The organism is Actinokineospora pegani (assembly GCF_009745975.1).
Taxonomy (GTDB): domain Bacteria; phylum Actinomycetota; class Actinomycetes; order Mycobacteriales; family Pseudonocardiaceae; genus Actinokineospora; species Actinokineospora pegani.
Window position 1 is genome coordinate 1 of the sequence record NZ_WHOL01000074.1, and the last position, 23,066, is coordinate 23,066.

A 23,066-nucleotide genomic window follows, 5' to 3' on the forward strand; every position below is an offset into this window, starting at 1 on the left:
GCGGCGGCGGCGAGGACGTCGACGAGTTGCTGGGCGTCAATGGTGCCGGTGGCGATGTTGTCGTGCCGGTCGCGGGCCGAGCCGAACTCGTCGCGCGAGCTGTTCAGGTGCACCAGGTCGATGCGGCCGGTGATCGCCCGGACCCGCTCGACGATGCCGACCAGGTCCTCACCCGCGGCGAACGCGTGGCAGGTGTCCAGGCAGAACCCGGCGCCGAACTCGCCGACCGCGTCCCACAGCCTGGCGAGCACGTCGAACCGGCGGGCCATGGCGTTGTCGCCGCCCGCGGTGTTCTCGATCAGGACCGGCACCGGGAAACCGCCCTCGGCGTGCTGGCGCTCGAAGAACTTGCGCCAGTTGTCGATGCCGACCTGCGGATCCTCGCCCTTGGTGACGTGCCCGCCGTGCACCACCAACCCCTTGGCGCCGACCTTGGCCGCGCCCTCGGCGTGCTGGGTGACCAGCTTGCGGGAGGGAATGCGGACCCGGTTGTTGGTCGAGGCCAGGTTCACCACGTAGGGCGCGTGCACGAAGACGGTGACGTCGGAGGCCAGCAGCTCGTCGGCCTTGGGGTGCGGCTGCGGCGCCTTCCACCCCTGCGGGTCGGCCAGGAAGAACTGCACCACCTCGGCCGCGCGCTCCTGCGCCGCGGCGAGCGGGTCGTCGTCGCGTACGTGGGCCCCGATGCTCATGTTCGGCGAGGGTAGTCGTCGGGACCGACACGCAAACCCCCACGCCCACGCAGCGGAGGGCGTTCCGCCTCGGATTGGGCCGTCCGGGCGATCGTGAAGGAATTTCAGAGCAATGCCGGGGTTCCGCGTCACCAACCCGGGATATGTTCGTTTCAGCCAGTAGACGGCAAGGTTTCAGCAGTCCCCGGAGGCCCTCATGCAGCGTCGCGCGAAGACCCTCGCGGCTGGGTTGGTGCTCACCATCGGCACCACCACCGCTGGGCTCCTCCTCGGCTCGACCCAGGCGTCGGCCGCGGCGCCTGTGGTCGCCTCCACCTGCGGAGCCACCGTGACCGGTGCACCTGGTGCCGTCGTGAGCATCAGCGCGGGGGCTGTGACCAAGACGGTCACCGACATCCTCGATCCCACCCTGGCCGGCCTGCTGGGCATCTCCAACGTGTTGAAGACGCTGCCGGTCACCATCCCTGTCGGCGTCATCGGCACCTCCAACAGTGAGATCGACGGCCGGACGGTGGCCGGGGCGGTCGGCAAGCTGCTGCCGGTCGGCCCCATCCTGAACAACGTCCTCAGCGTGCTGTCCGGGCCCTGCAAGGTCGTCGTCAAGGTGGTCAACTCCGTCGTCGCCCCTGTCCAGGAATCCGCGCCGGGCGTGGGCGAGACAGTCGGCGGCGTCACTGGTCCGATCGTCGGCCCGGTCGCCGACGCACTGCCCAAGGTCGTTCCCGGCGCGCCCGGTGGCGGCACGAATCCAGGCGGTGGCGGCGGGACCACCAACCCGGGCGACCCGAACGGCGGTGGCGGCGGCCCTGCCGCGCCAGGGACCACCCCCGGGTCCACCAACGGCACCGGCACCAGCCTCACCCCCGGCGGCCTCCCGCTCTACGACCTGGGCCTCGGCTCGGGCCGCTCGCCGATGACCGACTACGCCTCCATCCCGTTCACCAAGGCCGGGCTGTTCTCCCCGTCGCCGGGCGTCCGCTACGGCGGCTCGGTGCCCGGCTACGCGCCCGAGTTCGGCATCCTCGGCACCGACGACGCGGACGGCGTCCACCAGGCGGGGCAAGCCGAGGCGATCGACGGCATCGGCGGCAACCGCATCGCGATGCCCGTCCTCCTCGCGGTCCTCCTCCTCTCGGGGGTCACCGCCGCGCTCGTTCGGACATGGGTTCTGCGCCGCACGTTTGCCTGATAACCAAAAGTCACCCTTTCCCGTCTATTGTTCACACCACAGTGTGTCAATCGGACGAGTGAACGAGGTGTTCGGCAGGTGCGCAACGGAATCCGGCGGCTGGTCTGCTCGTCCCTCGCGGTGGCAGCCGTGTCCGCGGCCGCCCTCGCAGGCGCGGGTCCCGCCGCCGCTGATCCGGCGAACCCGCTGCCCTTCCTCGCGTTGAGCTGCGAACAGGACGTCGTGGCGTTCCGCGGGCAGCCGATCATCCTCGCCCGGCTCGCGGTCAACGGCATGGTCACCAAGGCGGTCAGCGACACCGAGGGGCTCGGTCCGCTCGCCGCGGTCGCCGTCGGCGTGGTCTTCCCGCTCGGCATCGGCGTCGAGGTCGGCGAGGTGCCCGATGGCGAGGGCGCGGTCAGCCCGCAGGCCGTCGCCGACGCGGTGGTCGCCGCCGTGCGGCCGATGCGGGAGATCGAGGAGCAGGCCGACACCGTCGTGGCCAAGGTGCGCGAGCAGGTCGAGGCGTCGTGCGGCATGGCCGTGCGGGCGCTCAACCCGACCCCGCCGCCGGAGACGACCGAGCCCGCGCCGCCGTCGCAGGCCCCGGACGAGCCGACCGCGACGCCGCCCGGAACCCCCACCGGCAGCGCCACGCGACTGCCCGCGCCCTCGCTCTACCCGCCGACCAGCGCCCCCGGCTCCGGGGCCACCGCCCCGCCGCGCGACTACAGCGGCATCCCGTACGCGCCCGCCGGGGTCTACACCCCGTCGTCCCCGGAAGCCCAGGTCGGAGTGCCGGGGTACACGCCGCAGTTCGGCATCATCGGCCAGGACGAGAACGGCGTGGACGTCCAGCGCGCCGCCGGGAACGCCCAGGTCCTGCCCGCCGACCACCCCCGAACGGGTGGCGTCGGCGCCCCCCTCCTGCTCGCGGCCCTGGTTTTGTCGGTGGTGACCGGTTCACTGGTCCGCACGTGGGTCCTGCGGCAAAGCTGAGCCGAGACGGCTGTTAACCTTGCCGGACGCGAGACCCTCCTGCCGCGGAAAGTCCGTGGCCGCCTAGTCCACAGGAGGTGAGTGGTCTTCATGCGTCATTACGAGGTCATGGTCATCCTCGACCCCACACTCGACGAGCGCACAGTCGCCCCGTCCCTTGACACGTTCCTCAACGTCATCCGCACGTCGGGCGGCAACGTGGAGAAGGTCGACGTCTGGGGCAAGCGCCGCCTCTCGTTCGAGATCAACAAGAACACCGAGGGCATCTACGCCGTCCTCGACCTCAACGCCGAGCCGGACGCGGTCAAGGAGCTCGACCGCCAGCTCGGGCTGCAGGAGTCCGTGCTGCGCACCAAGGTCATGCGGCGCGACGCGGCCTGACGGAGGCGAGACAACGATGGCTGGTGACACGACGATCACCGTGGTCGGCAACCTGACCGCCGACCCCGAACTGCGCTTCACCCCCTCCGGGGCCGCGGTGGCGAGCTTCACCGTGGCGTCCACCCCGAGGACCTTCGACCGCGCCTCTGGCGAGTGGAAGGACGGCGAGGCGCTGTTCCTGCGGTGCAACATCTGGCGGCAGGCGGCGGAGAACGTCGCGGAGTCGCTGACCAGGGGCGCGCGCGTGGTCGTCCAGGGCCGCCTCAAGCAGCGTTCCTTCGAGACCCGCGAGGGCGAGAAGCGCACCGTTGTCGAGCTCGAGGTCGACGAGGTCGGCCCGTCCCTGCGCTACGCCACGGCCAAGGTCAACAAGGTCAGCCGCGGCACTGGCGGCGGCGGCGGTTACGGCGGCGGTGGCGGCGGCGGTTCCGCCCAGCCCGCCGACGACCCGTGGGGCTCCGCCCCGCCCGCCGGTGGTTCCGGTGGTGGCAGCGGCGGCGGTGGCGGCGGCTTCAACGACGAGCCGCCCTTCTGACGAGGGCAGCACCCCAGACTCTTTTCACGACGACTGAAGACCCAGGAGTACCCCAGTGGCCAAGCCACCGATCAGGAAGCCCAAGAAGAAGGTCTGCGTGTTCTGCAAGGACCTGAAGAAGGACCGTCCGGTCAACATCGACTACAAGGACACGACCCTGCTGCGGAAGTACATCTCCGACCGCGGCAAGATCCGTGCCCGCCGAGTGACCGGCAACTGCAGCCAGCACCAGCGCGACGTGGCCATCGCGGTCAAGAACGCGCGCGAGGTCGCTCTGCTCCCCTACACCTCGACCGCCCGCTGACCTGGAGAGGACCTGACATGAAGCTCATCCTCACCACTGACGTGGACGGCCTCGGCGGCCCCGGCGACTCCGTCGAGGTCAAGGACGGCTACGGCCGCAACTACCTGCTGCCCCGCGGCTTCGCGATCCTCGCGACCAAGGGCGCCGAGAAGCAGGTGCAGGTCATCCGCCGCGCCCAGGAGTCCAGCCGGATCCGCGACCTCGACCACGCCCGCGAGGTCAAGGCGCAGCTCGCCGGTCTCGGCAACGTCCCGCTGACCGCCAAGGCGGCCACCGGGTCGAAGAAGCTGTTCGGCTCGGTCACCACCAGCGACGTCGTCTCCGCGGTCAAGGCCGCGGGCGGCCCGGTGCTCGACAAGCGCGCCCTGGAGCTGCCGGGTCACATCAAGACGACCGGCAGGCACTCGGTGTCGGTGCGCCTGCACCCGGACGTCACCGCCGCGTTCACCCTCGAGGTGTCCTCGGCGGGCTGACCGCCCCAACCACCCGCAGCCCCCGTTCGGACTGGTCCGAACGGGGGCTGCGGGCTTGTGCCGAGTTATCCACAGGGGTTGTGCACACCCCCGTGTCACTCACCCGAGTCACGCGTGTCGCGACACGCCGAGAGGCCAGTGTGGCGCGACACGCCGAGCTAGTTTTTCCACACCTTGTACACAGGGTCTGACCTGGTGTTTCGCTGACTTGTTCGATAGTTGTCCCCAAGTTGTCCACAGGTATCCCCAGACCTGTGCTCAGGTGTGGGCAACCATCCCCAAGTTATCCACAGGACTATCCCCAGGGCGGTTTGCAAGGGGCCGTTCGGGGGTCATAGCGTCCAAGCTGTCGCACCCCCGGCGTATCGTCGGCAAGTCGAACAGGTGTGCGACTCGAACCGGAGGGGGGTCTCCACGTGGCGCTGACCGATGACAGGTCGATGACTTCCGCACCACCGCTGGAGCGGGGGCTCGACCGGCAGCCGCCGCAGGACGACGCCGCCGAGCAGAGCGTCCTCGGCGGGATGATGCTGTCCAAGGACGCGATCGCCGACGTCATCGAGGCGCTGCGCCCCGGCGACTTCTACAAGCCCAAGCACCAGACCATCTACGACTGCATCCTCGACCTGTACGGGCGCGGCGAGCCCGCCGACCCGATCATGGTGTCGGCCGAGCTGGACCGGCGCGGCGAGCTGGTGCGCATCGGCGGCCCGAACTACCTGCACAACCTGATCTCCACCGTGCCCACGGCGGCGAACGCCGGGTACTACGCCGAGATCGTGGCCGAGAAGGCGATCCTGCGGCGGCTGGTCGAGGCCGGGACGCGGATCGTGCAACTGGGCTACCAGGGCGCGGAGGGCGCCGACGTCACCGAGATCGTCGACCGGGCGCAGGCGTCCATCTACGACGTGACCGAGCGCAGCATGAGCGAGGACTACGTCGCGCTCGAGGACCTGCTGCAACCCACGATGGACGAGATCGACGCCATCGCCTCACGCGGCGGCAACTCACTCGGCATCCCCACCGGCTTCGCCGACCTGGACGAGATCACCAACGGCCTGCACCCCGGCCAGATGGTGATCGTGGCGGCCCGCCCCGGTGTCGGCAAGTCGACACTGGGCCTGGACTTCGCCCGCTCCTGCTCCATCGCCCACGGCATGACCAGCGCCATCTTCTCCCTGGAGATGAGCCGCACGGAGATCGTCATGCGCCTGCTCTCCGCCGAGGCCAAGATCCGCCTGGGCGACATGCGCGGCGGCCGCATGTCCGACGACGACTGGACCCGCCTCGCCCGCAAGATGAGCGAGATCAGCGAGGCCCCCCTGTTCGTCGACGACTCCCCGAACATGACCATGATGGAGATCCGGGCCAAGGCCAGGCGCCTCAAGCAGCGCCACGACCTCAAGCTGGTCGTCGTCGACTACCTCCAGCTCATGACCTCCGGCAAGCGGGTCGAGTCCCGCCAGCAAGAGGTCTCCGAGTTCTCCCGCCAGCTCAAGCTCCTGGCCAAGGAGATCGAGGTCCCCGTCATCGCCATCAGCCAGCTCAACCGAGGCCCCGAACAGCGCACCGACAAGCGCCCCATGCTCTCCGACCTCCGCGAGTCCGGCTCCCTCGAGCAGGACGCCGACATGGTCCTGCTCATCAACCGCCCCGACGCCTGGGAACGCGACGACCCCCGAGCGGGCGAAGCAGACCTGATCCTCGCCAAGCACCGAGCAGGCCCCACCGCAACCGTCGTCGTGGCCCACCAACTCCACTACTCCCGCTTCGCCGACCTGGCCCAGGGCTGACCCCGTCGACGGCATGGACTCATCCACGAGGGCACGTCAACATCTCCGCACTGAGTCGGGCGTGGGCCAGGATTTGGGGCACGTGCCCTCCGGCCGCTCCGCGACTCCACGCTCGGTTCCGGCAGCAGTCGCTCAGGTTCGACAGCCTGCCGGAGTCGAAGAGGTACGCCGACACCGACGCCGAACGTGCCGAGATCCTGCGCCGCCGCCACGTGCTGCTCGAAGCGCTGCTCAACGACACCGCGCTGCCCGGCGACGACGCGCTCTTCGCGGTCACCTGCTCGTGGTCTGGCACCTCGCAACCCACGGCCCGCGACGGGATGGTCGCCCGCGCCGTGCCCGCGGCCGTGCACTGGCGCAGTGACGACCTCGCCACCCAGCCGGGCTATCACTCCTGGCACCACTATTTCGTCGCCCGAACCACGGTTGACGATCCAGCGCTAGGCCAACTCCTGTTGCTGGTGGCCAGTGACGGCACCGACGGCGTCCTCCTCGCCGACCGCACCCTGGACTGGCTCTACCACCCCTTCGACGGCGGCGCGAGAGTGATCGCCGGCAGCACCGACGCACGTGACGGTCTCGCCGCCGAGTACAACGCGTGGTTGTCGCCCGAACGCTGACGATCGCCACGGCATGGGAAAGGCCCCCGGGAGGGAGATCCCGGGGGCCTTTCCTCTTCCTTCGGACCGGTGGTCAGTCGATCGTGGGGAATTGGCCGAAGACGCCGGCCAGCTTGGACTGGGTGTCGGTGAGGGAGGTCAGACCCGACGGGCCAGTCGCGGGGAGGGTGTGCACGTCCAGGACCTCGAACAGGTCGCCGGAGAACACGCCCGCGCCGGAGTCCAGGCCGGGCATGGCCGAGGCGTCCGAGCGGGAGTTGTTGGTGTGGATGTGGGCGTTGTTGATGACCGGGGTCAGTGCCGCCTGGGCGGGCAGGGCGCCGAAGTGGCCGGACGGGCGACCGCCGCCGAGGGGGGCCTGGGCGGGGCGGTGGGTGGGTCGCTGCGGCAGGCCCGCAACGGTGTTCAGGCCGGGCAGTGCGGGGGCGTCCGCACGGGTCTTCGCGGTGTGCGGCCGGCGGTTGTTGAGCACCCCGCCCAGCAGGCCCTGGGTGGGCAGAGCGCTGATGTTGGTGTTCGGGCGGCCACCGCCGAGCACGCCCTCGATCGGCAGAGCGGGGGTGGCCGCGCGCGCCTTCGAGTTCTGGGGCTGGCGGCTGCTGAGGACCGGGATCGGCAACCCCGGGGCGGACAGGGTGGCGATGTGGTCGGTCGGGCGGTTGAGCAGGCCCTGGGCGGGCGAGCCCTGGGTGGGCCACTGCGGCATGCCCTCGGCGGTCAGGGCGGGGATGAGCTGGGTCAGCTCGGTGGCCGAGACGAAGTCCCTCGTGCCCGCGAGCACGTTGCCGCCCGCGGGGGGGCCGGAGCGGCCCAGGGGCAGCGTGTCGAGCAGCGAACCGGCCAGCGGCACGTTCGACAGGAGGCCGCCGCCCGTGGGCAGGTCGGCGATCGGGTTGGCGCGGCCCTGCAGCACCGTGGGCGCCTTGGTCAGCGGCAGCGCGCCCGCCTTGGGCAGGCTGAGCGGGACGAGGTTCTCATCGGCGGCGAGATCGCCCTTGGGGGTGGTGTTGCTGATCGCGTCGGCGAGGATGTTGATCGGGACGCCGAAGATCGGTGCGCTGCCACCCACGGGCAGGACGCCGTGCAGACCGGACAGGTTGCCCACCTCACCGGGAGTCTTGGAAATGCCGCCGACGGCGCCGGCGGTGGTGTTGTCCAACGCGTCGGGCGCCTGCGCGATGAGCGCCCCCACGGTGTTGGCCTGCGGATCGGCCAGCGCCCCGGCCGGGATGTCGGTCAGGTCGCCGGTCAGGTGGCCCGTCAGGTCGCCCGCGTCCCTGCTGGTGAACAGGGCGCCCGCGGAGGCCGAGGCGACGTCGGAGACCGAGTCGCCGACCGTCTGCACGAGCGGGTTGACGACCGTGCCCGGCAGCGAGCGGATCTCGCCGGGGGCGGCGGCCGGGCCGCGCGCGGGGCGGTTGACCGCCGCCGCGTCGTTGACGGCCTGCATGGCCTGGGGAGCCATCGAGGCTGCGTCGAAGGCGCCGCTGTCGGGGCCGAACGCCTGGCTCGACAGCACGTCGGGGGCCTGGGGGATGTCGCCCGCGAACACGCCGTGGACGTCGGCGCCCTCGGACCTGCTGAGCTTGGCGCTCTCGTGGCCGAGGTCGCCGCTGGCACGCGTGCCGTTGGTGAGCGACTCGATCGGGCCTGCGCCGGGCTGGCCGCTGTCGAGGCCCAGGATCGAGTCCAGGCCGGTGGTGTGCACGTAGACCGGGGCGCCCGCGAGGTCCAGGCGCTCCGAGTGCTGCGGCTCGGTGCCCGCGAGCGCGTGGCCGTCGATCGGGACCGGGGTGGTCCAGTCGAGGATGACGACGTGGTCCGCGATCGACTGGGTCAGGTTGTCGGTGCCGAGCGGGGTGGCGGTGCCCGCGGTCGGGCTCGGGTCGATGGCGACCGGGACGCCGTCGGCGGCGGACTTGCCCGAGGCCGGGTCGGCCGCCTCGAGGCCGCCGTCGCCGAGCGGGAGGTGGCCGAGGACCGCCTCCGGGGGGATCGAGAGGGTGTGGTCGATCAACGGCAGGTCGCGCTGGCCGAACGGGGTTCCGGTGGCGCTGCCGTCGAGGTGGGCCGGGATGTTGGGCACGGCGTCCAACGCGTTCGCGAGACGGTCGGGGTTGACGTCCTCGTCCGCGGAGGCGATGCCGGTTCCCAGCATCAGCAGACCCCCGGTGACAAGCGCGGTCTGGAGGCCGCGCATCGCCCAGGTGTGCATTCTGGTGTTCTCCTTCATCGGGATGGCACGGGCGGCCGACGCCGAGGCGTCAGGGGATCAGGCCGCCCATCGGGGATCACGGGACCACTGGGTCCGCGTGGGGGGGGTCAAGGTCGTGCGACAGGTGCGTCAGGACTGCGGCGGCTGGGCCGGTGCGGAGCGCGTTCGGGCTCCGCCGCCCAGCGGCGGGGATCAGTCGGGGGTGACGCCGGGCTGGGTGCCCGCCGAGGCGGGGACCCTGGTCTCGTCGGGGCGCACAGCCGCGATGGGGACGAGCTTGATGCTGGCGGGGACCGTGCCGAGCAGACCGGAAGCGGGCGCGTTGGCGTTGCTGCCCGCGCCGGTGTGCGTGGGGTTGAGCGGGGCGGGAGTGGCGAAGGGGGTCTGCTGGGCGGGGCTGGGAGCCGGAGCGGGCTCCGGCGAGCCGCGCGTGGGTGCCGCCGCGCTGGGAGCGCTCGGCGCAGCGACGCGCTCTTCGGTCTCGACGTGGGGTGCGGCGGGCGCTTCGGCCTGCGCGGGGGTGGGCTGCACGGCCGGGGCCTGCGGCGGCGCGGGCGCCTGTGCGGCGGGCGCGGTCTCCGGCTCGTCCGGGCGCGCGTCGGTCGGCGCGGGCGGGGCCACCGGCTGGGTCGCCTCGACCGGGTCGAGGTGGGTGGTGAGGTCGCGGCCGATGTCCTCGACGACGTCGCGGGCGCGCTCGGGGTCGAGCAGTTCACCGAGGCCGTCGGTCACGTTGGTGGCGGTGGTCTGCAGGACGGTGGCGCCCTCGGCGAGGACCGGGAGACCGCTGATCGGCTGGGGCGGGGTGGGCAGGGCGGGGGCTGCGCTCGCGGACGCGGTGGACAGCGCCCACGCGGCGGCCGTGGCGGCGATGCCGCCACCGAGGACCAGCAGGCCGCGCGAGAGCGCGCGCCGCACGGCGGTGGTCTCCCTCTGCTGCGCGCCCACGGTTCGGTGACCCTGTGCCTTCCGATCGACTGCGCACGGTCAACCCCGTGCAAGGCAGACACTTTCACCACAACGGGATGCGAGGCGAGCGTGACCAGGGAGACCCACCGGATCGTGTGACAAACACAGAGTGTTTCCACAGGTAACTCAGAGTCGATACCGCCAGGTCGGGTCTGGACTTTGTGAAAACTGTCCACAGCGATTGATCATGCGCGCTTGAGGACTCGGGTGGCGCCCGCGGCCACCGTGGTGGCGAGGATCCACCCGACGGCGATCAGGGTTCCGGCGAGCCACTGCGACGGCCCGGTCATCTGCCACATCCCGTCCTGGCCGAGGTCGATGATCGGCAGCAGCAGGTCGGTGGCCAGGATCGCCGGGTTCCACACCGGGTCGGTGTCGGAGTTGAGCCGGGTCATCCGGTGCGTCAGGAACCAGGCGAAGCCGATCAGCCAGAACCCGACCAGCCACAGGATCGCCAGCCACGGCCGGTAGCCGTAGCCCACGGTCCACTCCTGCAGCTTCCCCCACATCCGCCCGGCCAGGTGCAGCTCGGAGTACCGGCGGCGCTGGCGCTCCATCTGCACGAGCTGCGCCATCTCCTCCTCGCCGCCCTCGGAGTAGACCGTGGCCAGCCGCTCGTAGGGGCCGGGCGCGAAGTCCGGCTGCACCGCGCGCAGCCAAGCCAGCCGGGTCCGCACCGGGACCTCCGGCACCGCCCGCACCGCCTCGTAGGTGAAGTCCTCGACGTCGATGCCGCCGCGCGCGGCCCACAGGCCGGGCCCGTCGGTCACCGAGACGACGGTGGCGCGCGAGAGGTTGACCGCCCCGGCGGGCGGGCGGTGCTCGGGGAACAGCAGCACCAGCTCGTGCGCGGTCAACCCGTAGGCCTGCAGCGCCTTGGTCGCGACGGGGTGGCCGGGTTTGGTCCGCCCGCCCAGCCGCGCGCCCGCGAAGGTCGCCCGCTTGCCCACCTCGGTCAGCCGGACGCGCACGCCGCCGATGGCCCGGAAGCCCCGGCTGCACAGCAGGTCCTTGCCGATGGTGGCCACGCGCGCGTCGAGCGAGGGCTTGACCGTGCCGTCCGGGCGCAGGCGCGGGGTGAGCAGGTGCGCGCCGGAGCAGTCGAGGCTGGACCCGATGCTGGCGTTCTGCAACCGGATCGACCCGCAGGCGCGCAGCCTGCGCAGGAACAGCGTGCCCGCCACGCGCAGCCGGTCGGCGAACAGCGCGTCGCCGCCCGGGTTGCGCAGCCGGGCCCTGGACAGGCTGGCGCTGCCGTGCACGGTGCCGTCGACGAGCCGGACCTGGCCGTAGGCCAGCAGCGAGCCCTCGCGGCTGCCCCGGCTGGGGTCGCGCGCCTCGACGTCGCCGCCGACCTCGATCCCGTCGCCGACCAGGGCCAGCGGCACGGTCTCCACCGGCCTGCCCTCGGCGAACGCCGCCGCCAGCCCGGCGACGTGCGCGCGGTGGCCGATGGTGGCCCCGGACAGCAGCAGGTGCCCGCCGATCCGGGCGCCGCGCAGGCCGAGCGCGCCCTCGGCGCGGAAGCCGCGGTCGAAGCGCAGGTCGCCGTCGACGCGCAGCCGGTCGGCGTCGAGCGCGTAGCCGTTGCCGTCGCCGTCACCGCCGCTGGGCAGCACCAGGACGCGCTGGTCGCGCGCGGGCGGGTCGGTCAGGTGCGCGGAGGAGAACACGGCGTCGCCGCCGATGCGGGCCCCGGACAGGCGCACGGCGCCCGCGGCCTCGAAACCGTTGTCGCAGAACAGGCTGTCGGTGACCGCGAGACCGGAGGCCTCCAGCGCGACACCGCCCGGGTTGCGCAGCTCGGCGTCGGACAGGTGCACGCCGCCGCCGACGTCGGCGCCGGACAGCAGCACCTCCCCGTGCACCCGCAGCGCGAACGCCTGCACCGACCCGGACACCCGCAGCCGCTCGGCGCGGACGGCGACGCCCTCGGGGTGGTCGAGCACGGCCCGCGACAGCCGCAGCGTGCCCTCGACCGAGGCGTCGGTCAGGTCGAGCACGCCCGCGCAGTGGAAACCCAGCTCCAGCCGCAGGTCGCTGCCCACGCGCAGGTTGCGGGCGCGCAGGCCGGGCACCGCGCAGCCGCGCAGGCTCAGCGCCAGCAGGCGGGCCATGCGCAGGTCTGGGGCGGTGTCGAAGACGCAGCCGTGCAGGCTGATCAGGTGGCCGACCTCGCGGCCCTCCAGCTCCAGCTCCCCGGTGATGTGGGCGTTGTCCAGGCGAAGCGCCGGAGAGGCGTCCGCACCCAGCGGGTAACCCCCGACGAGCAGGGCGGAGAGCACGTCGCCGCGCACTGGCGCGCCGCCGAGGTCGAGCGCGGCGCCGGTGCCGAACGCGGCCCGGACCTCCTGCTCGATGTCGGTGAGTTGAGCAGCGGGTATCCGGGTCGTCACACTGCCCATCTCATCAGAGGAAACCCGCAGCGCCAGGGGGTTTGTGCGGATACCGTGATCGCGGTGAGCAGAAACATCGTGGCGGGCCGCAAGAGCAAGCCCGCCCCGGCGCTGGAGGACGTCACCCCGCTGGTCCCCAGGGGGCTGCGGGTGAGCGCCGCGCTGTCGTGGCGGTTCCTCGTGGTGATCGGCGCGATGTACGCCGTGATCTGGCTGATGGGCTACTTCGCCACGCTCGTGGTGCCGATCGCGATCGCGATCCTGCTCTCGGCGCTGATGGCCCCCGGGGTCAGCGCGCTGATGCGCTGGCGGGTGCCGCGCGGCCTGGCGACGGCGATCGTGCTCGTCGGCGGGCTGGCGATCCTGGGCGGTGTGCTGACCTTCGTGGTCACCGAGTTCATCAGCGGCCTGCCCGACCTGCAAACGCAGGTCGGCTCCAGCCTCGACACGGTGCGCACCTGGCTGGCCGACGGTCCGCTGCACCTGCGGCAGGACCAGATCCAGCAGTTCCTCACCACCGCCATCGACTCGATCAAGAACAACCAGTCCGAGATCACCACGGGCGCGCTCACGACCGCGGCGACCATCGGCGAGATCCTCACGGGGATGCTGCTCACGCTGTTCGTGCTCATCTTCTTCCTCTACGACGGCGGCGGCATCTGGTCGTTCCTGGTGCGCGGCGTGCCCGACCGGGTGCGCGACCGGGTCGACGTCGCCGGGCGGCGCGGGTTCTCCTCGCTGGTCAGCTACGTGCGCGCGACCGCGGCGGTGGCCGTGGTCGACGCGGTGGGCGTCGGCGTGGGGCTGTGGCTGGTCGGGGTGCCGCTGGTGGTGCCGCTGGCCGCGCTGGTGTTCCTCACCGCGTTCATCCCGATCATCGGCGCGCTGCTGGCGGGCAGCGTCGCCATCCTGATCGCGCTGGTGGCCAACGGGCCGATCCAGGCGCTGGTCGTGCTGGCGATCCTGATCGGTGTGATGCAACTGGAGAGCCACGTGCTGCAACCGTGGCTGCTGGGCCGCGCGGTGCGGCTGCACCCGCTGGCCGTCGTCGTCGCGATCGCCGCGGGCCTGGTCTCGGCGGGCATCGCGGGCGCGCTGCTGTCGGTGCCGCTGCTGGCCGTGCTCAACGCGGGCATCCGGTCGCTGCTCAAGGAGGTCGACCCCGACCCGGACGAGATCGAGCCGCTGGAGCCGGTCGCGTCCCACCCCAACGCCAACCCGGCTGGGGCGGGGGAACCGGGGTGATCGACCGGCGCGACCCGACCACGCCGCTGTGGCGCGCCGCCGTCCTGCTGCGGGTGATCACCCTGGTGTTCGCCGCCGCCATCGTGGCCACCCACCAGGGCGAGTACGACAGGACGTGGCTGGCCTGGGTCGTGATCGGCGCGATGGCCGCGTGGACGGCCGCCTCGGCGGCGCACTACCTGCGGGCCGGGCACGGGGCGCCCTGGTTCATCGCGCTCGACGTGGTGTTCTGCACGGCGGTGATGGCCTCCTCGCGGCTGGTGCTGACCCCGGAGCAGCTCGCCGGGGCGGTGCCGCTGGTGCCGACGGTCTGGGTGACCGCGGTGGTCGCCTTCGGCGCGGTGCGGGCCGGGATGCTCGGCGGCGCGACGTGCGGGCTGGTCATCTCGGCGGTCAACTTCCTGGTGCGCGAGCGCGTCGACGTCGACCTGACCAGGGACATGGTGCTGCTGGTCGGCATCGGCGGGGTGCTGGGCCTGGCCGCGTCGACCTCGCGCGCCTCGGCGGCCCGGCTGGCGGCCGCGGAGCGGATCGAGGCGGCGGCCGCCGAGCGGGAGCGGCTGGCCAGGGGCATCCACGACAGCGTCCTGCAGGTGCTGGCCCGGGTCCGCAAGCGGGGCAGGGAGGTCGGCGGAGAGGCCGCCGAGCTGGGTGAGCTGGCCGGGCGGCAGGAGGTGGCGCTGCGCGCGCTGGTCTCGGCCGCCCCGCTGGAATCGGCGGGCGGGTCGGCCGACCTGCGCGGGATGGTGCAGGTGCTGGCGACCGACCGGGTGCAGATCTCGGTGCCCGGCACGCCGGTGGTGCTGCCCGAGGAGACGGCGGCGGAGCTGTCGCTGCTGGTCCGGGAGGCGCTGGTGAACGTCGAGCGGCACGCGGGCCCGGCGGCCAGGGCGTGGGTGCTGCTGGAGGACCTGGGCTCGGAGGTCGTGCTCAGCGTCCGCGACGACGGGGTGGGCATGGCCCCCGGCAGACTGGCCGAGGCCTCGGCGCAGGGCAGGCTGGGCGTGGCCCGGTCCATCCGCGGCAGGGTCGAGTCGCTCGGCGGCGAGGTCAGCTTGGAGACTGGGCCCGGTCAGGGCGTGGAGTGGGAGTTGCGGGTGCCGAGATGATCTCTGTGATGGTGGTCGACGACCACCCCATGTGGCGCGACGGCGTGGCCAGGGACCTGGCCGAGCGCGGCTTCGACGTGTGCGCGACCGCGGCCGACGCCGCCGCGGCCGTGCGGGTGGCCGCCACGGTCCGCCCCGACGTGGTGCTGATGGACCTCAACCTCGGCCCGGACTCCGGTGCCGACGCGACCCGCGAGATCACCGCGGCGCTGCCGCAGACCCGGGTCCTGGTCCTGTCGGCCAGCGGCGAGCACGACGACGTCCTGCAGGCGGTCAAGGCGGGCGCCTCGGGGTACCTGGTCAAGTCGGCCTCGGCGGTGGAGCTGGAGGACGCCGTGCGCCGGACCGCGGCGGGCGACGCGGTGTTCACCGCGGGGCTGGCCGGGCTGGTCCTGGGCGAGTACCGGCGGATGTCCACCGAGCCGTCCCCGCCGCGGCTGACCGACCGGGAGACCGAGGTGCTGCGCCTGGTCGCCAAGGGCCTCACCGCCCGCCAGATCGCCGACCGCCTCGTGCTGTCGCACCGCACGGTCGAGAACCACGTCCAGTCGACCCTGCGCAAGCTGCAACTGCACAACCGCGTCGAGCTGGCCCGCTACGCGATCGAGCACGGACTGGACGAGAAGCCGTAAACTGGACCCGTGACGTCCCCCATCAGCCCCCGTGACCTGCGCGTCTCCGACGCCGAACGAGACCACGTCATCTCCGTGCTGCAGAAGGCGATCGGCCACGGCCTGATAGACCTCGACGAGTTCACCCGGCGCACGGACGTCGCCCTCGCCGCCAAGACCCGCGGCGAGCTGAACGTCGTCCTCGTCGACCTCCCCGGCCTGTTCACCGGCGAGGCCCAGGACGCGGCCGAGCCGGAGCACCTGCGCGCCAACATGTCGACCGTCCGCCGCACCGGTGGCTGGGAGGTGCCCGAGCACCTGGTCGTCCACAACCGGATGGGCACGGTGGAGCTGGACTTCACCTCGGCCGTGATCAACCACAAGGTCGTCCACGTCGAGCTCGACAACACCGCGGGCTCGGTCGACCTGACCATCCCGGACGGCGCCCGGTGCGACCTGTCCGACCTGCGGACCTCGATCGGCGGGGAGATCACCGAGCGCGGCGTCCGGGAGCAGGGCGTGTCCGCGCCGAAGTTCGTGCTGTCTGGCCTGGTCCGCGCGGGCAGCCTGACCATCCGCCGGGAGACGCGGTACCGGTTCGGGAAGCTGGCGATCAAGCGCAACGGCGGCTTCACCTGGCAGTAGGCCAGGACCACCGCCGCCGCGCTTGACCGCGCCGCCTACTTTGCGTCCCAGGCGCGCTGGACGTAGGCGAACAGCTCCTTGTTGTAGCCGTTGCTCTCCTGCTTGCCCTCGGCCTCGGTGTCGGTCAGCATCCGCTGCGCGGAGTCGATGATCGACTGGTCGCCGCCGTGGAACTCGGCCATCAGCTCGGACCAGCGGGTGGCCAGGGCCTGGACGTCGGGGTCGGCCGGGTCGGTGCCCGCCTTGTGGTGGGCGGTCATCCGCTCGATGACGCCCGGCCACTCGGCCTCGACGGCCTTGATGTGGTCCTCGCCCAGCTCGTCGCGCCTGCGGGCCAGGTACTCGAGCTGCTCAGGGGTGTAGTACTGCTCGATCATGTGCATCGCCTCCAGGAGGTCGAGGGTGGTCTGGTGGCCGATGAGGGCGCTGACCCTGGCCCGGAGGGCCTTGGTGCGGTCCAGCTCGGCGTCGAGGTGGACCAGTTGGGTGCGCAGCACGTCGGACAGGTCGGCCGGGCCCGCCAGGGTCTCGGCGATGGTGTCGAGCCCCAGGCCCAGTGAGCGCAGGGCGCGGACGCGGTACAGGGTCCGCACGTCGGCGGGGGTGTACCGGCGGTGTCCGGCCGGGGTGCGCTCGCTGGGGGAGACCAGGCCGATCTCGTCGTAGTGGTGCAGGGTGCGGACGGTGAGACCGGCCGATTTGGCCAGGTCACCGACGCTCCAGCGCTCTTGTTCGTCCACGGTGTCGACCGTAGGACCTCCCGTTGCGTGAGGTTCAAGCCCGAATCGCGCGGATGAGGAAATCGGCCAGCGCGGAGCTGTCGGCGAGGTCGTCCCCGCCGCGGGCCAGGCCGTCGAGCGCGCTCGCGACCACCTCGGCGACCAGGTCGGGGTCGAACTGCGCGAAGGCCCCCTCGCGCTGGCCCTGGATGAGCTGGCGGCGCAGCCTGCCGACCCGGAAGTCGGCGAGGACGGCGGCGTGCAGCGGCTCGCGGGAGCCGGTGCCGACCTCGACGATGGCGCGCAGGTGCCTGGGGTGGGTGCGGAGGAACTCGACCCTGGCCTCGATGTGCGCGCGCAGCAGCCCCACGCGGTCGGAAACCCCGGCGACGCGGGCGTCGAGCGCCTCGTCCGCGGCGGCGATCGCGGTCGTCAGCACGGCCATGACCAGGTCGGACTTGTCGGCGAAGTGGTAGGAGATCATCCGGGTGCTGCTCAGCCCGGCCCGCTCGACGATCTTGGCGAAGGACGCCCCGGCGAACCCCAGGTCGGCGATCACCTCGATGGCGGCCTCGGTGATCTGCGCCCGCCTGACCTGCTCGGCACCCGCCCCACCAGCTTTTACCTGCATGAGTAAAAGTTACCTGAGCGAGTAAGCTCTTGTCCATGGAGCTCCCCGACGTCGTCCTCCCCGCTCACGGCCGCGCCCGCGACGAACTCGTCAACGACCTGCGCGCCCGCAAGTCCGCCGACGCCGACTGGCGCGGCGGCCGGACCTGGAGCCTGGTCTACCCGGCCGGGCCGGACGTCGACGAGGTGCTGCACGAGGCCAACAACCTCTACCTGCACGAGAACGCGCTCAACCCGTTCCGCTTCCCCTCGCTGGCCGACATGGAGCGCGAGGTCGTGGCGATGACGGCCGGGCTGCTGCACGCCCCAGCGGGCGCGTCCGGCTCGATGACCTCCGGCGGCACCGAGTCGATCATGCAGGCCGTGCGGGTGGCGCGGGACCGGGCCAGGGCGGAGCGCGGTGTCGAGCGGCCGACGCTGGTGGTGCCGCGCACGGCGCACCCGGCGTTCGCCAAGGGCGCGAAGTACTTCGACCTGGAGCTGGTGCAGATCCCGGTCGACGACGACTTCCGCGCCGACGTCTCAGCGGCTGAATCGCTGATCGACCCGGCGCGGACCGCGCTGGTCGCCGGGTCCGCGCCGAACTACCCGTTCGGCGTGATCGACCCGATCCCGGAGCTGGCCGGCTTGGCCGCCGAGCGCGGCGTGCCGTTCCACACCGACGCCTGCATGGGCGGTTTCGTGCTGCCGTTCAAGCCCGACGCCCCGCCGTTCGACTTCGCCGTGCCCGGCGTCAGCACCATCTCCTCCGACGTGCACAAGTACGGCTACACCACCAAGGGCGCGTCGGTCCTGCTGCACCGCGAGGGCGCGCATGTCCTGCAATACCAGGCCTTCCTCTACGACGACTGGCCCGGCGGCCTCTACGGCTCGCTCGCGCTGGCGGGCGCGCGCCCCGCCGCCCCGGTCGCCGCGGCCTGGTCGGTCATGAACCACCTGGGCTTCGACGGCTACACCCGGCTGGTCAACCGCACGCTGGACAACGTCGCCGCGCTGCGCACGGGCATCGAGGACCTCGGCCTGCGGGTCCTGGGCGACCCGACCGCGACCATCCTGGCCTTCACCCACCCGCGGATCATGGCCATCGGCGACCGGATGGACGAGGCGGGCTGGCACCTGGACCGGCAGTCCGGGCCGGAGGCGCTGCACATGACCATCTCGCCGGAGCACCACCGGGTCATCCATCAGTTCCTCGGCGACCTCGCCGCCGCGGTGGCCGACCCAGGCACCGCGCGCGACGCCGAGATCCGATACAGCTAGATGATCGATCCCAAGCGGCTGCGGGTGCTGCGCGCGCTGGCCGACCACGGCACGGTCACCGCCGCCGGTCGCGCGCTGCACCTGACACCGTCGGCCGTATCCCAGCAACTAGCTTCCCTTGAGACAGAGGCAGGGCAAGAGCTGTTGCGCCGCAAGGGCCGCCGGGTCTGGCTGACCCCGGCGGGGGAGTTGCTCGCCGAGCACGCGGACGCGGTCCTGGCCGAGCTGGACCGGGCCGAGTCCACCCTGGCCGGCCTGGCCGACGGCAGCACCGGGCGGGTGCGGGTGGCCGCGTTCGCCACGGCGATCACCCGGGTCGTGGCGAAGGCACAGGCGGCGCTGCCCGGCATCGAGCTGCGGGTCAGCGACGCCGAGGGGCAGGCCAGCCTGCCGATGCTGCTCGACGGCGAGATCGACATCGCGGTCACCATGCGGCAGCAGGATTCGCCGAGGCTGGCCAGCACCCCGCTGTACTCCGAGCTGTTCGACGCCGCCCTGCCACCCGCGCACGCGCTCGCCGCGCGCGAGGAGGTCGACCTGCGCGACCTCGCCTGCGACCCGTGGGTGGTGCCGCTGCCCGGCAACCCGCTGCGCGACGTCGTCCAGCAAGCCTGTCTCACCGCCGGGTTCACTCCCCGCGTGCGGCACACCTCGGACGACTTCACCGCGCAGCTCGCCCTCGTCGAGACCGGCGCCGTCGCCCTCATCCCGCGCACCGCCCTGCCACCCGGTCGGGGGATCGCGCTGCGGGTGCCCGCGCAGCGGCACGTGTTCGCCATGACCCGCGCCGGACGTGCGGACCACCCGCTCGTCGCGGCGGTGGTGCGGGCGCTTGTCCAGGTCGCCTGACAAGCCACTGCAGAAAGTCCCGATGGACCGCCGCCACCGTCCCAGCCAGACTCGGGAGCAGGAGGTGCGCGGTGAGAGCACTGGTCAAGGCAGCCCCGGAGCCCGGGTTGGCGCTGCTGGACGTGCCGGAGCCCGAGGTCGGGCCGGGCGAGGTCAAGCTGCGCGTGCTGCGCACCGGCATCTGCGGCACGGACCTGCACATCGACGCCTGGGACGCCTGGGCGGCGCGGACCGTGCGCCCGCCGCTCGTGCTCGGGCACGAGTTCGTCGGCCGGGTCGTCGAGGTGGGCGCGGCGGTGGCGAAGGTGGCCGTGGGCGACCTCGTCAGCGGTGAGGGCCACCTGGTCTGCGGGACCTGCCGCAACTGCCGGGCGGGCCGCCGCCACCTGTGCGCGCGCACCACCGGCCTGGGCGTGCACACCGCCGGGGCGTTCGCGGAGTTCGTGGTGATCCCCGAGCAGAACGCGTGGGTGCACGGCCACGAGGTCGACCTGGACATCGCCGCGATCTTCGACCCGTTCGGCAACGCCGTGCACACCGCGCTGAGCTTCCCGGTGCTGGGCGAGGACGTGCTGGTCACCGGCGCGGGGCCGATCGGGCTGATGGCCGCGGCGATCGCCAAGCACGCGGGCGCCCGGCACGTGGTGATCACCGACGTCAGCGAGCCGCGGTTGGAGCTGGCCCGCAAGCTCGGCGTCGACCTCGCGGTGAACGTCGCGCGGGCGTCGCTGGGCGAGGTCTACCCGGCGCTGGCGATGTCCGAGGGCTTCGACGTGGGCATGGAGATGTCCGGGCAGCCCTCGGCGCTGCGCGAGATGATCGCCAACATGACCCACGGCGGCAAGATCGCCGTCCTCGGCCTGCCCGCGACCGAGGTGTCGGTGGACCTGGCCGCCGTCGTGCAGAAGATGATCACGATCAAGGGCGTCTACGGCCGGGAGATGTTCGAGACCTGGTACGCCATGTCGGTCCTGCTGCAGGGCGGCTTGGACATCGCGCCGGTCGTGACGCACACGTTCCACCACACCGAGCACGAGCGGGCCTTCGCCACCGCCCGCGCGGGCAGCACCGGCAAAGTCGTCCTGGACTGGGAGAGCTGAATGTTCGGCACCATGCGCGAAGAGCTGCGGACCACCCTGTCGGAGATCCGCGAGGCCGGGTTGCACAAGGCGGAGCGGGTCATCCAGTCCCCGCAGCGCGCCACCATCTCGGTGGCCTCGGGGCAGGTGCTGAACTTCTGCGCCAACAACTACCTGGGCCTGGCCGACCACCCGGCGCTGGTCGCGGCGGCGAAGTCGGCGCTGGACGAGTGGGGCTTCGGCATGGCCTCGGTCCGCTTCATCTGCGGCACCCAGGCGCCGCACAAGGAGCTGGAGCGGCGGCTGTCGGAGTTCCTGGGCACCGAGGACACGATCCTCTACAGCTCCTGCTTCGACGCCAACGGCGGCCTGTTCGAGACCCTGCTCTCCGCCGAGGACGCGATCATCTCCGACGAGCTCAACCACGCCAGCATCATCGACGGCGTCCGCCTCGCCAAGGCCAAGCGCTTCAGGTACCGCAACCGCGACATGGCCGACCTCGAAGCCCAGCTCGAGGCCGCCGCAGGCGCCCGCCACCGCCTCATCGCCACCGACGGCGTGTTCTCCATGGACGGCTACCTCGCCCCCCTCGACGAGATCACCGACCTGGCCGCCCGCCACGACGCCCTGGTCATGGTCGACGACTCGCACGCCGTCGGCCTCATGGGCCCCACCGGCGCGGGCACCCCCGCCCACTTCGGCGTCTCGGACAAGATCGACATTTACACCGGCACCCTCGGCAAGGCCCTGGGCGGCGCCAGCGGCGGCTACACCTCCGGCCACGCCGAGGTCGTCGAACTCCTGCGGCAGCGCTCCCGCCCGTACCTGTTCTCCAACTCCCTGGCCCCCAGCATCACCGCCGCCGCCCTCACGGCCCTCGACCTCATCACCCCCGATCTGCTGGAGCGCCTGCGCGCCAACGCGGCGCGGTTCCGGGCGGGGATGACCGCTGCGGGCTTCACGCTGCTCGACGGCGCCCACCCGATCATCCCGGTGATGATCGGGGACGCGGCGGAGGCGTCGCGGATGGCCGATCTGCTGCTCGAGCAGGGGGTTTACGTCATCGGGTTCTCTTATCCGGTGGTCCCGCACGGCAAGGCCCGCATCCGCACGCAGATGTCGGCGGCGCACACGGACGAGGACGTCGACCGGGCTGTCGCGGCGTTCGTGGAGGCCCGTCGCCGGATGTGAGCACAGCACGGGGCGCCGCGCCGACCAAGTTGTCCACAGGCTGGGGATGTCGACCATCCCCAGTTACACACAGGGCCTCACCTGCGATAACAGGAGTTTGTCCACAAGCAATCCCCAGGTTGTCCCCAGGCTTTCCACAGCTAGGGAAGATCAGCGCGCACGGGGTAGGAAGGCTGGGCGCCCTGCCTGGTCACTGAAACGCTGGCAACGTCGATGGCCAGTCTGGTCGCGGATTCGAGGGTGGCCCCGGCGGCCAGTTCGGTGGCCAGGGCTCCGGCGAAGGCGTCGCCCGCGCCGGTGGTGTCCACCGGGGTGACCCGGGGGGCGGGGAGGTCGACCGAGCCGTCGGGGGTGCGGACGGTGGCGCCTGCTGGGCCTCGGGTGATGATGGCGGATCGGCAGCCCAGGGCCAGGAGGTCGCCCAGGAGTTCCGCCTCGTGCTCGTTGACGATGAGGGGGTCCAGGGCGGCGAGGGTCTCCGGCGACAGGGGAGCGACCGGGGACAGGTTGAGGATGGGGCGCACGCCCGCGGCGACAGCGGCGGCGATGGCGTGTTCCACGACCGCCAGGGGGACCTCCAGGGATGCCACGAGGACAGCGGCGCCCGTGACGTCCACGTCTGACGCCGTCAGGGTGGCGTTGGCGCCGGGGGAGACGACGATGGAGTTCTCGCCGTCCGGGGTCACCGTGATCAGGGCGGTGCCGGTGGGGCGGCTGACGCGGTGGACCGCGGTCGTGTCCACTCCCGCCTCGCGCAGGGAGGTCAGCAGGAGGTCGCCGTGCGCGTCCTCGCCGATGGCGGCGGTGAGGGCGACCCTGGCGCCCAGGCGGGCGGCGGCCACGGCGGTGTTGGCGCCCTTGCCGCCGGGGAGGACCCGGGCGTCCGAACCGAGGACCGTCTCACCGCCCGCGGGACGGCGGGGGACTTCGACGACGAGATCGGCGTTGGCCGAGCCGAGGACGAGAACCTGGGGCTGCACGCATCGAGCCTAGTCAGAGGCCGTTGCCAATTGCGAACGTGCGCAAGTGTGAACGATCGAGCGGTTCGGGGGAGCCGCGGTGCCAGAATGTGCGTCACTGTTCACGTGCCGCCGGGAAATCGGCGGCGCGGAAGATCCCGAGGCGGGCTCCGGCCCGCCCCGGGCGCCGGGTGGGGCGCGAGCCCCGACCGGTTCCGTCCACC

The 23,066-nt window shown here is 72.2% G+C and carries 23 protein-coding genes; 16 read left to right on the forward strand and 7 right to left on the reverse strand.

From position 1 onward, the window contains the following. The coding region (locus tag GCL84_RS11130) for a deoxyribonuclease IV (protein WP_156755354.1) at positions 1-692 on the reverse strand (692 nt) is incomplete at its 3' end. Positions 693-1,044: 352 nt separating this feature from the next. Here GCL84_RS11130 and GCL84_RS11135 point away from each other — a divergent pair. The 8 genes from GCL84_RS11135 to GCL84_RS11170 all read left to right on the forward strand — a co-directional run bounded on the left by GCL84_RS11135 (position 1,045) and on the right by GCL84_RS11170 (position 6,965). Next, the gene (locus tag GCL84_RS11135; RefSeq protein ID WP_235926152.1) at positions 1,045-1,881 is read left to right on the forward strand and encodes a hypothetical protein; all 837 of its coding nucleotides are present in this window, start codon (positions 1,045-1,047) and stop codon (positions 1,879-1,881) included. 78 nt (positions 1,882-1,959) lie between these two features. Continuing rightward, the gene (locus GCL84_RS11140; RefSeq protein WP_156755355.1) at positions 1,960-2,859 is read left to right on the forward strand and encodes a hypothetical protein; all 900 of its coding nucleotides are present in this window, start codon (positions 1,960-1,962) and stop codon (positions 2,857-2,859) included. Between the two features lie 90 nt (positions 2,860-2,949). After that, positions 2,950-3,240 carry a 30S ribosomal protein S6 gene (gene rpsF, locus GCL84_RS11145; protein ID WP_156755356.1) on the forward strand — a complete coding sequence of 97 codons (291 nt, stop codon included), beginning with the start codon at positions 2,950-2,952 and terminating at the stop codon, positions 3,238-3,240. A gap of 16 nt (positions 3,241-3,256) precedes the next feature. After that, positions 3,257-3,775, forward strand: a complete 519-nt coding sequence (locus tag GCL84_RS11150) for a single-stranded DNA-binding protein (protein ID WP_156755357.1) — start codon at positions 3,257-3,259, stop codon at positions 3,773-3,775. 55 nt (positions 3,776-3,830) lie between these two features. Beyond that, positions 3,831-4,079, forward strand: coding sequence for a 30S ribosomal protein S18 (rpsR, locus tag GCL84_RS11155; protein WP_156755358.1), 249 nt, complete (start codon positions 3,831-3,833; stop codon positions 4,077-4,079). A 17-nt stretch (positions 4,080-4,096) separates the two neighbouring features. Then, the gene (gene rplI / locus GCL84_RS11160; protein WP_156755359.1) at positions 4,097-4,552 is read left to right on the forward strand and encodes a 50S ribosomal protein L9; all 456 of its coding nucleotides are present in this window, start codon (positions 4,097-4,099) and stop codon (positions 4,550-4,552) included. A gap of 416 nt (positions 4,553-4,968) precedes the next feature. Beyond that, positions 4,969-6,345, forward strand: coding sequence for a replicative DNA helicase (gene dnaB, locus GCL84_RS11165; protein WP_156755360.1), 1,377 nt, complete (start codon positions 4,969-4,971; stop codon positions 6,343-6,345). Between the two features lie 71 nt (positions 6,346-6,416). After that, a complete protein-coding gene (locus GCL84_RS11170) occupies positions 6,417-6,965 on the forward strand; it encodes a DUF3885 domain-containing protein (protein ID WP_456236897.1) in 549 nt (182 codons plus the stop codon). A 73-nt stretch (positions 6,966-7,038) separates the two neighbouring features. Here the strand turns inward: GCL84_RS11170 and GCL84_RS11175 are convergent, their stop codons facing one another. The 3 genes from GCL84_RS11175 to GCL84_RS11185 form a co-directional block, all read right to left on the reverse strand. Continuing rightward, the gene (locus GCL84_RS11175) at positions 7,039-9,180 is read right to left on the reverse strand and encodes a hypothetical protein (protein ID WP_156755362.1); all 2,142 of its coding nucleotides are present in this window, start codon (positions 9,178-9,180) and stop codon (positions 7,039-7,041) included. A 192-nt stretch (positions 9,181-9,372) separates the two neighbouring features. Then, entirely contained in the window at positions 9,373-10,128 is a 756-nt protein-coding gene (locus tag GCL84_RS30625; RefSeq protein WP_156755363.1) for a hypothetical protein, read from the reverse strand. A gap of 206 nt (positions 10,129-10,334) precedes the next feature. Beyond that, entirely contained in the window at positions 10,335-12,554 is a 2,220-nt protein-coding gene (locus GCL84_RS11185; protein WP_156755364.1) for a hypothetical protein, read from the reverse strand. Positions 12,555-12,608: 54 nt separating this feature from the next. Between GCL84_RS11185 and GCL84_RS11190 the strand changes: the two genes are divergently transcribed. The 4 genes from GCL84_RS11190 to GCL84_RS11205 are packed head-to-tail and all read left to right on the forward strand — an operon-like array spanning position 12,609 to position 16,155. After that, the gene (locus GCL84_RS11190; protein WP_156755365.1) at positions 12,609-13,790 is read left to right on the forward strand and encodes an AI-2E family transporter; all 1,182 of its coding nucleotides are present in this window, start codon (positions 12,609-12,611) and stop codon (positions 13,788-13,790) included. Next, the gene (macS, locus tag GCL84_RS11195) at positions 13,787-14,899 is read left to right on the forward strand and encodes a MacS family sensor histidine kinase (protein WP_156755366.1); all 1,113 of its coding nucleotides are present in this window, start codon (positions 13,787-13,789) and stop codon (positions 14,897-14,899) included. Before GCL84_RS11190 ends, macS begins: the two co-directional genes overlap by 4 nt. After that, positions 14,896-15,531: a response regulator gene (locus GCL84_RS11200; RefSeq protein ID WP_156755367.1), complete on the forward strand. Its 636-nt coding sequence runs from the start codon at positions 14,896-14,898 to the stop codon at positions 15,529-15,531. The genes macS and GCL84_RS11200 overlap by 4 nt, the downstream gene beginning before the upstream one ends. A gap of 9 nt (positions 15,532-15,540) precedes the next feature. Continuing rightward, positions 15,541-16,155, forward strand: coding sequence for a DUF1707 SHOCT-like domain-containing protein (locus GCL84_RS11205; RefSeq protein ID WP_156755368.1), 615 nt, complete (start codon positions 15,541-15,543; stop codon positions 16,153-16,155). 35 nt (positions 16,156-16,190) lie between these two features. On the opposite strand, the gene GCL84_RS11210 is transcribed toward GCL84_RS11205, so the two are convergent. Beyond that, positions 16,191-16,895 carry a MerR family transcriptional regulator gene (locus GCL84_RS11210; RefSeq protein ID WP_156755369.1) on the reverse strand — a complete coding sequence of 235 codons (705 nt, stop codon included), beginning with the start codon at positions 16,893-16,895 and terminating at the stop codon, positions 16,191-16,193. Between the two features lie 34 nt (positions 16,896-16,929). After that, entirely contained in the window at positions 16,930-17,505 is a 576-nt protein-coding gene (locus tag GCL84_RS11215; RefSeq protein WP_156755370.1) for a TetR/AcrR family transcriptional regulator, read from the reverse strand. Between the two features lie 35 nt (positions 17,506-17,540). Here GCL84_RS11215 and GCL84_RS11220 point away from each other — a divergent pair, with 35 nt between their 5' ends. From GCL84_RS11220 to GCL84_RS11235, 4 genes are all read left to right on the forward strand, one after another. Then, positions 17,541-18,764 (forward strand): pyridoxal phosphate-dependent decarboxylase family protein, encoded by a 1,224-nt coding sequence (locus GCL84_RS11220; protein WP_156755371.1) that lies wholly within the window; start codon positions 17,541-17,543, stop codon positions 18,762-18,764. Further along, positions 18,765-19,613 (forward strand): LysR family transcriptional regulator, encoded by an 849-nt coding sequence (locus tag GCL84_RS11225; protein ID WP_156755372.1) that lies wholly within the window; start codon positions 18,765-18,767, stop codon positions 19,611-19,613. Between the two features lie 71 nt (positions 19,614-19,684). Then, positions 19,685-20,713: an L-threonine 3-dehydrogenase gene (tdh, locus tag GCL84_RS11230; protein WP_156755373.1), complete on the forward strand. Its 1,029-nt coding sequence runs from the start codon at positions 19,685-19,687 to the stop codon at positions 20,711-20,713. After that, positions 20,714-21,883 (forward strand): glycine C-acetyltransferase, encoded by a 1,170-nt coding sequence (locus GCL84_RS11235; RefSeq protein ID WP_156755374.1) that lies wholly within the window; start codon positions 20,714-20,716, stop codon positions 21,881-21,883. It begins immediately after the preceding gene. Positions 21,884-22,023: 140 nt separating this feature from the next. On the opposite strand, the gene GCL84_RS11240 is transcribed toward GCL84_RS11235, so the two are convergent. After that, on the reverse strand, positions 22,024-22,863 hold the full coding sequence (locus GCL84_RS11240; RefSeq protein WP_156755375.1) for a ribokinase: 840 nt from the start codon (positions 22,861-22,863) through the stop codon (positions 22,024-22,026). Between the last annotated feature and the right edge of the window lie 203 nt (positions 22,864-23,066).

Excerpts from the sequence above, each read along its gene's own strand:
- rpsF (WP_156755356.1), top strand. The coding sequence starts at position 2,950 with ATGCGTCATTACGAGGTCATGGTCATCCTCGACCCCACACTCGACGAG.
- GCL84_RS11150 (WP_156755357.1), top strand. The coding sequence starts at position 3,257 with ATGGCTGGTGACACGACGATCACCGTGGTCGGCAACCTGACCGCCGAC.
- rplI (WP_156755359.1), top strand. The coding sequence starts at position 4,097 with ATGAAGCTCATCCTCACCACTGACGTGGACGGCCTCGGCGGCCCCGGC.
- GCL84_RS11175 (WP_156755362.1), bottom strand. The coding sequence starts at position 9,180 with ATGCACACCTGGGCGATGCGCGGCCTCCAGACCGCGCTTGTCACCGGG.
- GCL84_RS11185 (WP_156755364.1), bottom strand. The coding sequence starts at position 12,554 with ATGGGCAGTGTGACGACCCGGATACCCGCTGCTCAACTCACCGACATC.
- GCL84_RS11200 (WP_156755367.1), top strand. The coding sequence starts at position 14,896 with ATGATCTCTGTGATGGTGGTCGACGACCACCCCATGTGGCGCGACGGC.
- GCL84_RS11215 (WP_156755370.1), bottom strand. The coding sequence starts at position 17,505 with ATGCAGGTAAAAGCTGGTGGGGCGGGTGCCGAGCAGGTCAGGCGGGCG.
- GCL84_RS11220 (WP_156755371.1), top strand. The coding sequence starts at position 17,541 with ATGGAGCTCCCCGACGTCGTCCTCCCCGCTCACGGCCGCGCCCGCGAC.
- GCL84_RS11225 (WP_156755372.1), top strand. The coding sequence starts at position 18,765 with ATGATCGATCCCAAGCGGCTGCGGGTGCTGCGCGCGCTGGCCGACCAC.
- GCL84_RS11235 (WP_156755374.1), top strand. The coding sequence starts at position 20,714 with ATGTTCGGCACCATGCGCGAAGAGCTGCGGACCACCCTGTCGGAGATC.